Raw genomic sequence first — 13,242 nt, forward strand, 5'->3', positions numbered from 1 at the left:
CACATAGAAGGAGGTTTTTCATGGCACAGCTAGTGTATCAAACAATTGGTCAGTTGCTAGATGAAAAAACAGAAAAGTATCCTAAACGTGAAGCGCTTGTGTATGCAGATAGAGATTTACGAATGACTTATGAGGAGCTAAATTATCAAAGTCGCTTAGTTGCTAGGGGGTTAATGTCTCTTGGAATCGAAAAGGGAGATCACATTGCTGTGTGGACGACAAATGTACCAGAATGGGTGCAATTGCAGTTTGCAACAGGGAAAATGGGAGCGCCAATCGTCACTGTTAACACAAATTATCGTGCACATGAATTGGAATATCTATTAAAGCAATCAGATGCAAAAACGATTATTTTAATTGAAAATTTTCGAGACCATTCTTTTATAAATACACTGCAAGAGTTATGTCCGGAGTTAGAACATTGTGAACCAGGTAATTTACAATCGAAGCGCCTACCTTTATTGAAAAATGTTATTTTAATTGGTAACACGAAGTATCCTGGTGTGCTCAACTGGTCAGATGTATTAGCCGCTGCAAAACAAGTAACAGAGGAACAATTAGCTCAAAGACAGCAATTACTTCATTATGATGATGTCATTAATATTCAATATACATCAGGGACAACTGGTTTCCCAAAAGGTGTAATGTTAACGCATTATAACTTAGTGAATAATGCGTTAAATATTGCTGAGTGCATGCGATTAACATATGAAGACCGCTTGTGTATACCTGTGCCATTTTTCCATTGTTTTGGCTGTGTAATTGGTACATTGGCGATTACAACTAGTGGTGGCACGATGGTACCCGTACAGGAATTCTCCCCTGCAGAAGTATTACGAACAGTAGAGAAAGAAAAATGTACAGCGTTACATGGCGTACCAACGATGTTTATTAGTGAATTGAATTTACCGAATTTTTCGTCATATGATTTATCGTCATTACGTACGGGAGTAATGGCAGGCTCTAATTGTCCTATCGAAGTGATGAAAGCTGTCATCGACAAAATGGGTATGACAGATGTGACAATATGCTATGGACAAACAGAATCCTCTCCAGTTATTACACAAACGAGAGCAGATGATCCTCTCAATTTAAAAGTCGAGACAGTTGGCCGTGCATTACCAAGTTTAGAAGTGAAAATCGTAATTCCTGGTACAGATGAGGAAGCTACTCCACATGAGCAAGGTGAGCTATGTACGAGAGGATATCATGTCATGAAAGGGTACTACAAAAATCCTGAGGAAACTAAACTTGCTATCGACTCAGATGGATGGCTTCACACAGGAGATTTGGCTACAAAAGATGATGCAGGTTATGTTCGAATAACCGGTCGTTTAAAGGACATGATTATCCGAGGTGGCGAAAACTTATATCCGCGAGAAATTGAGGAATTTCTTTACACGCATCCAAAAATTTCTGATGTGCAAGTTGCAGGCGTCCCTGATCCAGTTTATGGCGAGGAAGCAGCAGCCTGGATTATTTTACGAGAAGGCGAACGTGTAACAGAAGAAGAAATCCGAAACTTTTGCAAAGATAAAATTTCAAGACATAAAATTCCAAAATATATTTTCTTTATCGAGAGTTATCCGATGACAGCATCGGGAAAAGTGCAGAAATATAAATTACGTGAGGGCTTTGCGGCGATGGTGAAATAAAGGAGGTAAGGAAATGTTCGAGAAAATTTTAATTGCCAATCGTGGTGAAATAGCTAGACGTATCATTCGAACGTGTAAACGACTGAAAATTCAAACCGTGGCTGTTTATTCAGAAGCGGATGCTGAAGGCTTACATGTTAGGGAGGCAGACGAAGCATATTGTATCGGAAAGCCACCAGTTGCACAAAGTTATTTAAATATGGAGCGGATTCTTGAAGTGGCTAAGGAAAGCGGTGCTGATGCAATCCATCCAGGTTACGGCTTATTATCGGAGAATGCTAGTTTTGCTCAACGCTGTAAGCAAGAAGGCTTAGTTTTTATTGGACCGAGCGCTGAAGTTATTGCATCAATGGGCAGTAAATTAGAAGCTAGAAAGACTATGAAGGCAGCAGGTGTACCGATTGTAGAAGGTGTAGAAACAGCCGTCAACGATAGTACGGAAGCTATTGAAATTGCTTCCCGTTTAGGGTATCCCATTATGTTGAAAGCTTCCGCTGGTGGTGGTGGCATTGGGATGCAACTCGTGGAAAATGATGAGGAGTTAGCAAAAGCTTTTGAAGGTAATCAAAAACGCGCACAATCATTTTTCGGTGATGGCACGATGTATATGGAACGATTTATTGCTAATCCCCATCATGTAGAGGTACAAATTATCGCTGATTATGCTGGCAATGTTGTTCCGTTATTTGAACGCGAATGCTCGATTCAACGGCGTAATCAAAAAGTTGTAGAGGAGGCACCATCTCCATTCATCTCTGAAGAAACGAGGCTACGTATGTTAGATGCTTCTATTCAGGCAGTTAAACATATCGGTTATGTCAATGCCGGCACAATCGAATATTTGGTGGATGCAGAGCAAAATTTTTATTTTTTAGAGATGAATACACGTTTACAAGTTGAACATCCCGTGACAGAAGAAATCACGAAGCTGGATCTCGTAGAGGAGCAATTAAAAGTTGCAGCTCAGCATCCATTAACATTTACGCGCGATAGCATTCAAAAACAAGGGCATGCAATAGAAGTACGAATTTATGCAGAAAATCCAATAACTTTCTTCCCGTCTCCGGGTCTGATTACAGCACTAGAGTTACCTGCTGGGGAAGGTATTCGTCATGAATGCGGGGTAGAAGCAGGCTCAGCAGTGACACCGTTTTACGATCCAATGATAAGTAAATTAGTCGTATGGGGGGAAACGCGCGCAATCGCATGTGAGCGACTAATTCAGGCACTTAAGGAGTACAAAGTAGAAGGTATTCAGACCAATATTCCGATGCTTTTAAAAACTGTAACCCATGAGCAATTCTTAAAAGGACAGACAACGACTAAGTTCGTTGAGGAATATTATTTACCGCAACTAACGGGAACGAAATAACAGTGCCGAATATGCGTCTGAAATATCGAAATAAATTTTGACACAATACTATTTGGAGGGATTTTTTATGGCAATAGTGAAAGCGAGTATGGCAGGAACAGTATGGAAAATCGTTGTAGCAGAAGGCGAAAAAGTAACAGCAGGGCAAGACGTAGTAATTTTAGAATCCATGAAAATGGAGATTCCGATTGCTGCAGAGGAAGATGGAGTTGTGACAAAAATTATTGCCAATGAGGGAGATTTCATTAACGTAGATGACGATATTTTAGAAATCGAATAAGGAGGCATCTATATGCAACTACCGAAGCATGTAACGTTAAAGGAAGTTGGCCCCCGTGATGGCTTGCAAAATGAAAAGACACACATTACTACTGCAGATAAAATACAACTAGTGAATTTACTTAGTCAGACGGGATTAAATTATATTGAGGTAACGTCGTTTGTCCATCCAAAATGGATCCCTCAATTGGCGGATGCGGTAGAGGTCCTGCAAGCCATCAAGCGAGAAAAAGATATAACATATGCGGCACTCGTACCAAATATGCGTGGCTTAGAACGCGCTTTGCAAGCTGATATTGATGAAGTGAACGTCTTTATGTCTGCAAGTGAAAGCCATAATCAAAATAATATCAATAAATCAATTGCTGAAACATTTCCTATATTACGGGAAGTAGTAACAGGGGCAAAGAACGAGCATAAAAACGTACGTGGTTATATTTCAACGGTGATTGGTTGCCCTTATGAAGGCTACATACAGCCAGAAAAGGTTTTACGAGTAACTGATAAATTACTAGAAATGGGCGTCGATGAAATTTCTCTAGGTGATACAATCGGCGTTGGTGTACCAACACAGGTAGAGTCTCTTTTAGAAGAACTATTAAAAAGATACCCCACAGAAAAATTTGCGATGCATTTTCACGATACGCGTGGTACAGCACTTGTAAATATTATGAAATCCTTAGATATGGGGATTACAAAATTTGATAGTGCACTAGGTGGTTTAGGTGGATGTCCTTATGCGAAAGGAGCATCAGGCAATATTGCCACAGAAGATTTATTGTATCTATTAGATGAAATGGGTATAAAAACAGGTGTTAACTTGAAATCTTTGCTAGAAGCGGCGCATTTTATAGAACAAAAACTAGGAAAAACAGTTGCGTCTAAACAAATGGCAATTGTCCGTAATGAAGGGAGTGCTAATGTTCTATGACACAACTTGTTCGTTTTGAATTGATAGCAGGAAACATAGGACTCATCACGCTAACACGACCTGAAGCAGCAAATGCAATGTCTGTACAGTTATTGAATGAGCTTGGAGCCACTTTGGATAAAGTAAACGGAGATCCGACAGTGCGGGTTGTATTGCTAACAGGGACAGGGCAAAAGGCATTTTGTGCTGGAGCTGACTTAAAAGAGCGTAAAGGTATGTCTGATCGACAAGTAAAACAAATTGTGCAATTGATTGGTGCGACAGTTACCAAAGTAGAAGCATTGGCGCAACCAGTTATTGCCGTGTTAAATGGAGTTGCATTTGGTGGTGGTCTTGAGTTGGCTCTTGCTTGTGATGTACGTGTTGCAGCTGCACATACGCAATTAGGTCTTACTGAAACATCGTTAGGTATTATTCCGGGCGCAGGAGGCACACAACGTTTACCGCGACTGATTGGTATCGGAAAAGCGAAGGAATTAATTTATACTGCACGTCGATTAAATGCAGTAGAAGCAAAGGAATACGGCATAGTAGAGTATGTATTTGACGGCCATGAGCTACAGGAAAAGGCACAACAACTTGCACTCGAAATGGCGAAAAATGCGCCACTATCTCTTATGCAGGCGAAAATTGCTATGAATCAAGGTGTTGAAGTAGATTTAGCAACAGGCTTGAAAATTGAATCTCTTGCATACAGTGCTCTTATCCCAACGGAGGACCGTTTGGAAGGCCTGCTTGCTTTCCAGGAAAAGCGGTCGCCACAATATTCGGGACAGTAATTTATTTTGATTCAGAAATAGTAGTGTCCCATCTTTCAAGATAAGGGCTAATGGAATGGGCAAAAGGAGGAATTGGACATGAGCAACGTATCGACAGAAAATACGACAAATACGATGAAGGAACAAATTTTAGCAGGAGGACTGCCGAAATATCACGAAAAAAATGCGCAACAAGGTAAGTTATTCGTACGTGAACGACTTGAATTATTATTAGATGATGGTCTTCAATCAGAGGACGGCTTGTATGCTAACTGTTTAGCAGGTGATTTACCAGCAGATGGTGTAATTACAGGTATTGGTAAAATTCACGGTCGCACAGTATGTGTTTTGGCGAACGATTCCACAATCAAAGCAGGTTCTTGGGGAAAACGAACTGTCGAAAAAATGATTCGTATACAAGAGACGGCTGAGAAGCTAAACTGCCCATTGCTATATTTAGTCGATTCGGCAGGCGCACGCATTACAGATCAGTTAGAAATGTTCCCTGGTCGCAGAGGGGCAGGACGTATCTTCTATAATCAGGTCAAGCTCTCAGGCAAAGTACCACAAATTTGCTTATTGTTCGGTCCTTCTGCAGCTGGAGGTGCTTATATTCCAGCATTTTGTGACATCGTAGTGATGGTTGAGGGGAATGCTTCTATGTACTTGGGGTCACCACGCATGGCGGAAATGGTCATTGGTGAAAAAGTGGATTTAGAAACGATGGGCGGTGCTAAGATGCATTGTTCTGTATCTGGTTGTGGAGATGTACTGGCAAAATCAGAGCAGGAAGCGATCGCATATGCACGCAAATATTTGAGCTATTTCCCAAATAACTATGCAGAGCGCAGTAAAGTGGAAGAGCCAAAGCCACCGGCATCATTTGAAAAGTCAATTGAAGAATTAATTCCAAAAAATCAAAACTCTCCTTTTGATATGTATCAATTAATTGATCGACTAATTGATGAAGATTCTTTCTGCGAAGTAAAGAAATTATTTGCTTCAGAATTAATTACTGGACTTGGACGCATAAATGGTCAATCTGTCGGTATTATCGCCAACCAACCTCGTGTGAAGGGCGGTGTACTATTCCACGATTCGGCTGACAAAGCAGCGAAGTTTATTTCATTATGTGATGCATTCAATATTCCCCTAATTTTCCTTGCAGATGTACCGGGCTTTATGATTGGTACACAAGTAGAAAAGGCTGGTATTATTCGTCATGGTGCGAAAATGATTTTCGCTATGAGCGAAGCGACTGTGCCTAAGTTAACAGTTATCGTACGTAAGGCATACGGGGCAGGGTTATATGCAATGGCAGGTCCAGCTTTTGAACCTGATTGCTGTATTGCTTTATCAAACGCACAAATTGCCGTAATGGGCCCTGAAGCAGCTGTAAATGCTGTGTATGCAAACAAAATTGCTGAGCTTCCAAAGGAAGAGCAGGCAAACTTTATTGCAGAAAAACGCAAAGAGTACCAAGAGGAAATTGACATATATCGCTTAGCATCGGAGCTAATTATTGATGATGTCATTGAACCGAATGATTTACGTAAAGCATTAGAAACACGTTTAGAATTATATATGTCGAAATATTTGTTGTTTTCACAACGGAAGCATGGTGTAAATCCCGTATAATGGCATATAAAATTTTTTAAGGGCTGTTATTATTCATTCGTTAGAGAAAAAAGCACTCCAGAAAAAAATTCTGGGGTGCATTTTTTGCTATATTTAGCCCCTTGCGTGGGCAGTGCAGACATATTAAAATATGGGATGGATAAGAGGAAGTGGGTGGTATAGCATGACGAAAAATAATATATCGAATGTCCAAGGTGATGCGAAACTACCATTACCTTATCGATCGTGGCTTGATACATATTATATGCAAGTGAAGATTGTAGGCTGGATAATTTTTATTGTCTATTCTTTTATAGCATTTTATAAATTAGTGATTGATCGTCTAGTGAATGTTATTGTTGTTGTTTTTCAGGGCGACTATTCTTTGGGCGAGTTAGGCATGTTTGATTATAGTAGTTGGCGAGTGACAACAAATTTTGTGCCGTTTGAAACAATTTTACGTTATATAAACTACTCGCAGTATTTTAATTTAGATCTGCTGCTAATCAATTTACTTGGCAATTTATTAATATTTACACCAATGGGCTTTTTATTGCCACTACTGTCGAAGAAATTTCGCAAAGCATGGCTAATCATTATTTTAGGTTTTTTCTCCAGCCTTGCGGTAGAGACTGTGCAGTTTATTTTTACGGTTGGCTCTGCCGATATTGACGATTTAATATTAAATACAGTTGGCGCATGGTTTGGTTACATAGCCTATAAATGCTTACTGGTCATACCTAAGAGCAATAACTAACTATTATCAATAGACTGTTCAAACTGTAGGCAAACGTAAAGAAATTTAAGTTTGCCTACAGTATTTTTTTAGCATAAATATAGTAAGAAATCGTTGATTTTCGTTCCATGCGCTCACTTTCAGCAGGCATGGCTCGAAAGATCCCCGCAAAAATGATCTCTCCGCACATGCCGTTCCAGCAGGAGTGTCGCGCTTTCCACGCCAAATCGACTTGTATCGCCTATTCTGCTCTATACATGTTGGATGATAAATAGGATGACAAAAAACCAACTCAATGAGCGTGAAATTGAACATTTTGTGCTTTGGGAAGGTATGTAGAGGAAGTGAATATCTCTGTCATCATGTTGGAGTAAAAGAAACATAAACAATGCGTAAAGTAACAATTGAACATGTCTTTGCCGATGTGAAAGAAAAACATGTATGCGTTGAATAATCCTACGAAACCTCAAAAATTGTCCATGCAGGCAATGCTTATTTTTGCTACGATGAATTTGAAAAGCTTGCCCCTAGGACCCTAATACGAGATGAAAATCCCTCGAGTGCTGAAACTCTCGGGGGATTTTGTCGAATGTCTTCATTTTATAGTTGGAAGTAAACACTAATTTACCAGTGTATAGCATAATAAATTTCAATGCTAATAAACAATAAAACAATAGATGAGACAAAAAAATAGAATATTTTTCAAAGTAGGATAGGTCGATAGATTTAGTTTAAAAAAAAGTAATTATTCCTTTAGGATGTTAGTCGTGTTTTGCACTTGAATTTAATTAAGAAAATTCCGATAATGAGGGTACAGAAACTGTTCAGTTGGTATATGTATAGTAATAGTAGAATTAATCATATTTACTATTCAACTTGCATATTAAGATAGAAAGTCGAGGTGAATCATATGAAATTATCTAATTTAATTCAACAAGAAAGTAATACAAATAGCCACACTCGTAAAAAAATTTTACAGCGAAAAGAGGCTGGAGATGCGTATCGAAAAAATGCACAGTATTTCCAACCAAAGAAAAACCCTTTATTGCTGGAGCTTGAAAATCTCTTATTAGGACATAAAGATCAAGATTTATATGAGCAACACAAAGAAGAAGCAAAAGAAGTAACACCACAACAACGTGCGATGATTAGTGATTTACAGCAAATTGAAAAAAATGTCCGTGCCCATGAGCAAGTGTATAAAGCTGTGGGTGGTGATAAAACTGGAACGTCCCCTGACACGCACGCAACACAACCAGAGGGGCAACGTAATATTTCAGAAGAGGAAGTTGCTATCACTGCTGATAAAGACACTGCTATAGACGACACGTTCCAGAACGTAGAACATGTTAGCAGTGCGGCGCTAGCACCGGTTAACCCATCATCTCAAGATTTACTTGTAGCAACGAGTGCGGATGCTCACTTGCAGCAAATACAGGCGAAAAAACATAGCATCGATGAAGATGATAAGGAGCAACTTGAGGAAAATCCTGCTTTCATACGAGAAATTATTGAAGTAAAGGTACCAGAGCGGTTCTCGAAGGAATTGAAATTGGACCCATTTGCAGATACAATTTTCGGTAAGAGCTATGAGGAAGCATTCAAAGCACGGACATTTAAAAATGCGTTGGCTATGTATGCTACTCATATTCAAATGGCAAAAAACGGCTATCGAGCTGGAAACGATTCGATGTTTTCAATGACAGCCTAATGCTGTAGATGGGAGATTTTAAAAGTGGCAAAGGCAAAGCATACGAAAACAAATGCTGTAAGATTATTAGAGCAGCAAAAAATACAATTTGATGTTATGGAGTATGAAACTGGTGATGGTCAAGTGGACGGAGTGTCAGTAGCTGAAAAAATCGGTCAACCTGTTTCACTCGTTTTTAAAACTTTAGTAGCAAAGGCAGGAGCACAAAAGCTTTTTGTGTTTGTCATTCCAGTGGCAGAGGAACTGGATTTAAAAGCAGCAGCAAAAGTCGTTGGTGAGAAAAAAATCGAGATGCTTCCTGTTAAAGAGTTACTTGGCTATACGGGTTATGTTCGCGGCGGTTGCTCACCAGTAGGTATGAAGAAACTTTATCCAACGGTTATTGATGCTTCTGCGCAGGAGCAAGGGCGCATTATTGTCAGCGCAGGTAAAATTGGTATGCAAATTCATGTGCAGCTGGATGATTTAATTGCAGTGACAAAGGCTCAACTTGCACCTATAAAAACTATCCATGTGTAATATTATGGATAGTTTTTTTATGAAAAGAAACACTAGGTTGTGCGTATCTTTGCCCATATTCTCAAGTGAACGTGCGGGAGAAGGGAATCGGCTCAGGTAGACAAGTCACCGCTCAGGTGAAGCCAACAATCGCTCAGGTAGAGTCACCCATCGCTCGGGTGAAGGGAGTCACTGCACAGGTAGAGCCAGTCATTAGAAATACTTAGGACACCCAAACTGAATTCTTTCATTTTCGAGAAAATATGGTACAGTTAGAGCAATATCGTACATAGAGAGAAGGATTGCGAAATGCGAAAAATTACGGGATGGCGCTGGACGTTCTTTATCGGTGGCATGATGATTATGGCCCTTGGCATCACGATGTCTATTAAGGGGAAAATTGTTGGCACGAGCCCATGGGATGTTTTACATGTAGGTTTGTTTCAAAACTTTGGTCTGACCATTGGGACCTGGTCTATTTTAACTGGGTTTTTGATTGTTGTTTCGACTTCGTTGGTGTTACGAGAATGGCCTAAAATTGGTACGTGGCTAAATATGTTACTTATCGGTTCATTTATTGATGTATTTAACTGGTTATTGCCGTCAACGGATATCTATGGATTTCAGATAACCTATTTTGTGATGGGATTATTTGTTTTAAGCTTTGGTTGCGGTATGTATATAGCGCCTAATATGGGAGCTGGCCCGCGAGACACTTTAATGATGATCCTTGTTGAAAAATTTGGTGGGACTATTAAAACAGCGCGTATGGGTATTGAGGTACTTGTTACGATTCTAGGATGGTTACTTGGCGGCCCTGTTGGCGTTGGTACAGTATTAATTGCCTTAACGTCCGGTTATATTGTGCAGTATTCATTGCCCTATTGTCGAAAAGTTTTAATGAAATGTATCGGTAGTATTGAGGGCATGAAGCCATTTTATTGAAAATTAGCTACTTTTATCAATATGGAGATAAAAGTAGTTTTTCATTTTTTAAAGAGATAATTCATATAATGCAGGGCATAAGGCAAAGGGGGAACGACACTGAACGGAAATGTAACCTATTATTTTGGACACGCATTGACAGGCCAAGGGAGAAAGCATTTATATAAAGAAATGATGGAAGAGGCAACACTAGTATACGTTCTACAAGGCGCACCAACCTTTCAAGGCTCAGAGCTACTGAAGGAACTTGGTTATTTTTATGTGAAGCAAGGTTTTGAGGTGGAGTGGTTTAAACATGCATTGTTAGAAGATACCGTAGAGGCGGTGTATGTTAGAGGTTGCAATCGTCTGTTTGTATGGGCATCGGAGTGGGGGATTGAACCAACTTTACTTGGCACGAAGCATCGTGTGCTGTCCTTTTATGATTGTTTAGCAGAAGAGCAGCTTGCGGTCGTTGGTGACAAACTTGCTCATGCAATGAAGGATCGAGAGTTGTATCGTGAAAAGTGTATTACTATGCTGGAAATTGCTAAAAAACTTCATGACGATTGGGAAGTTGTAACGCAAAGCTGTATGGACTGGCAAGCTTTAAATAATCAAGTTGAAAATTTAAAATCAGCTGTTTTTCAGTCAATAACACTTAATAAAACAGGTATTCGCACACACAGATTACTAGGCACATTAACACCACGAGGTGCACAAAATACAGTTGAAAGCATCACGAAAAATTTGGCTAGAAGGCTGATGATTAAGGGCAAGCCAGGCACAGGGAAATCTTCGCTAATGAAAGGATTAGCAGATGAAGCAAATGCAAGAGGGCTAGATGCACAAATTGTGTGGTGTGGACTGGATGCGGGCTCAATCGATATGGTCATTATTCCAGAATTGAATTTCTGTATTTTTGATAGTACAGAGCCACATGTATTTGAACCACAGGATGACAGACTGGGTGATGAGATATTTGATATGGGTCAACATTGCTCACTTTCAGAGGATGCTGAAGGGAAAATTGAAGAAATTCGTGTGAAATATAAAGCAGCTTTACAAGATGCTATGGGTTATGCGACGCGTTACGAAGAGGCGGAGAACACGATACGCCAGTTAATGGACCGTTGTTTGTCGACGGCCGTGTGGCGTGAAAAAACAGCACCTTTATTTGAAAGATTAACAAAGTGATTTAATATAATTGTGCGCTTATGCTACACTAGGAACTAGAATAATTGATCTTCATTCAGCAGCCCTCACTTCTGTAGGTAACGGGATAAATGCGAGTGCAACCCTTTTTTACAGGATGACAAAATGCCAACTGAATGCAGATTAAACAACTCCGACGGATGTCACGGATTTTGGAAGAAGTTACTGTAAGATGGTAGACGAACTTTATCGTATCCTACAGTAACCGCTAACTGACCTGCAGCGGTCTTTGTGGACTTACGAAATGACCGCTATCCGTAGGCTCTTGTGCTGACCTAAGCATAATATCAAATCCGGGACATATCTACGTCGAGACGAAATGATCTTAGAAAGGATGATACACTTGTCTAAAGTACTAAATGCATTTTTGAATGAAAACCTACAAGCCTTACATGATCAAGGCTTATACAATGAAATCGATGCAGTAGAGAGCGCAAACGGACCGGTAATTCAGGTGCGTGGTCAGAATCTTATTAACCTATCTTCCAATAACTATCTAGGTTTAGCGACTAATGAAGAATTAAAGCGCATTGCAAAAGCAGCGACTGATAAATATGGTGTGGGCGCGGGTGCAGTTCGAACGATTAATGGTACGCTTGATCTTCATGTGAAATTAGAGGAAAAGTTAGCTGAATTTAAAGGAACTGAAGCGGCGATTTCTTATCAATCAGGTTTCAATTGTAATATGGCGGCGATTTCTGCTGTTATGGATAAAAACGATGCCATTCTTTCAGATCAATTAAACCATGCATCTATTATTGATGGTTGTCGTTTATCACGTGCCAAAATCATTGCTTACAATCACTCTGATATGGAAGATTTACGCGCGAAGGCAAAAGAAGCCACAGCGTCTGGTTTATATAATAAAGTGATGGTCATTACAGATGGCGTCTTCTCGATGGACGGTGATATTGCCAAGCTACCAGAAATCGTTGAAATTGCTAAAGAATTTGATTTGATTACTTATGTTGATGATGCACATGGATCAGGTGTAACTGGTAAAGGTAAGGGGACAGTCAAGCATTTCGGTTTAGAAAAAGAAATCGATTTCCAAATTGGCACATTATCAAAAGCGATTGGTGTCGTTGGTGGCTATGTAGCAGGTAAGAAAAACCTAATCGACTGGTTGAAAGTACGCTCTCGCCCATTCCTATTCTCAACGGCGTTACCACCAGGTGATGTGGCCGCAATTACAGCAGCAGTTCAAATGCTGATTGACTCTACAGAACTACACGATAAGCTATGGGAAAATGGCCATTATTTAAAAGCAGGTCTTGCGAAGTTAGGCTTTAATATCGGAGATTCTGAAACACCAATTACGCCATGTATTATTGGTGATGAAAAGCTTACACAAGAATTTTCGCGTCGCCTATTTGAAGAAGGCGTTTATGCAAAGTCAATTGTTTTCCCAACAGTTCCAAAGGGCACAGGACGTGTTCGTAATATGCCAACAGCGGCACATACAAAAGATATGTTAGATAATGCACTAGCAATTTACGAAAAAGTAGGTCGTGAATTAGGGGTTATTCAATAAAAAAACGGGGCT

General features: G+C 39.9%; 12 protein-coding genes. All 12 read left to right on the forward strand.

Translation table 11 applies throughout. From position 1 onward, the window contains the following. The first annotated feature begins 20 nt into the window (after positions 1 to 20). The 12 genes from C9J31_RS02435 to C9J31_RS02490 all read left to right on the forward strand — a co-directional run bounded on the left by C9J31_RS02435 (position 21) and on the right by C9J31_RS02490 (position 13,230). Entirely contained in the window at positions 21 to 1,655 is a 1,635-nt protein-coding gene (locus tag C9J31_RS02435; protein ID WP_107948327.1) for an AMP-binding protein, read from the forward strand. A 13-nt stretch (positions 1,656 to 1,668) separates the two neighbouring features. Next, on the forward strand, positions 1,669 to 3,027 hold the full coding sequence (locus C9J31_RS02440) for an acetyl-CoA carboxylase biotin carboxylase subunit (protein WP_107948325.1): 1,359 nt from the start codon (positions 1,669 to 1,671) through the stop codon (positions 3,025 to 3,027). Between the two features lie 67 nt (positions 3,028 to 3,094). After that, the gene (locus C9J31_RS02445; protein WP_054768013.1) at positions 3,095 to 3,307 is read left to right on the forward strand and encodes an acetyl-CoA carboxylase biotin carboxyl carrier protein subunit; all 213 of its coding nucleotides are present in this window, start codon (positions 3,095 to 3,097) and stop codon (positions 3,305 to 3,307) included. 12 nt (positions 3,308 to 3,319) lie between these two features. After that, complete coding sequence (locus C9J31_RS02450; protein WP_107948323.1) at positions 3,320 to 4,237, forward strand: hydroxymethylglutaryl-CoA lyase; 918 nt, start codon at positions 3,320 to 3,322, stop codon at positions 4,235 to 4,237. After that, a complete protein-coding gene (locus C9J31_RS02455) occupies positions 4,234 to 5,016 on the forward strand; it encodes an enoyl-CoA hydratase (RefSeq protein WP_107948322.1) in 783 nt (260 codons plus the stop codon). Before C9J31_RS02450 ends, C9J31_RS02455 begins: the two co-directional genes overlap by 4 nt. Before the next feature lie 78 nt (positions 5,017 to 5,094). After that, on the forward strand, positions 5,095 to 6,633 hold the full coding sequence (locus C9J31_RS02460) for an acyl-CoA carboxylase subunit beta (RefSeq protein ID WP_107924471.1): 1,539 nt from the start codon (positions 5,095 to 5,097) through the stop codon (positions 6,631 to 6,633). Positions 6,634 to 6,796: 163 nt separating this feature from the next. Next, a complete protein-coding gene (locus tag C9J31_RS02465) occupies positions 6,797 to 7,369 on the forward strand; it encodes a VanZ family protein (protein ID WP_107948320.1) in 573 nt (190 codons plus the stop codon). Between the two features lie 889 nt (positions 7,370 to 8,258). After that, positions 8,259 to 9,059 (forward strand): putative metalloprotease CJM1_0395 family protein, encoded by an 801-nt coding sequence (locus C9J31_RS02470; protein ID WP_107948319.1) that lies wholly within the window; start codon positions 8,259 to 8,261, stop codon positions 9,057 to 9,059. Between the two features lie 24 nt (positions 9,060 to 9,083). Continuing rightward, positions 9,084 to 9,578: a Cys-tRNA(Pro) deacylase gene (ybaK, locus tag C9J31_RS02475; protein WP_107948317.1), complete on the forward strand. Its 495-nt coding sequence runs from the start codon at positions 9,084 to 9,086 to the stop codon at positions 9,576 to 9,578. A 288-nt stretch (positions 9,579 to 9,866) separates the two neighbouring features. Further along, positions 9,867 to 10,502: a YczE/YyaS/YitT family protein gene (locus tag C9J31_RS02480; protein WP_107948316.1), complete on the forward strand. Its 636-nt coding sequence runs from the start codon at positions 9,867 to 9,869 to the stop codon at positions 10,500 to 10,502. A gap of 135 nt (positions 10,503 to 10,637) precedes the next feature. After that, entirely contained in the window at positions 10,638 to 11,678 is a 1,041-nt protein-coding gene (locus C9J31_RS02485) for a nucleotide kinase (RefSeq protein WP_238602060.1), read from the forward strand. Positions 11,679 to 12,030: 352 nt separating this feature from the next. Continuing rightward, positions 12,031 to 13,230 (forward strand): glycine C-acetyltransferase, encoded by a 1,200-nt coding sequence (locus tag C9J31_RS02490; RefSeq protein WP_193767028.1) that lies wholly within the window; start codon positions 12,031 to 12,033, stop codon positions 13,228 to 13,230. Positions 13,231 to 13,242 lie beyond the last annotated feature (12 nt).

This window comes from Lysinibacillus parviboronicapiens, from assembly GCF_003049605.2.
Taxonomy (GTDB): Bacteria; Bacillota; Bacilli; order Bacillales_A; family Planococcaceae; genus Lysinibacillus; species Lysinibacillus parviboronicapiens.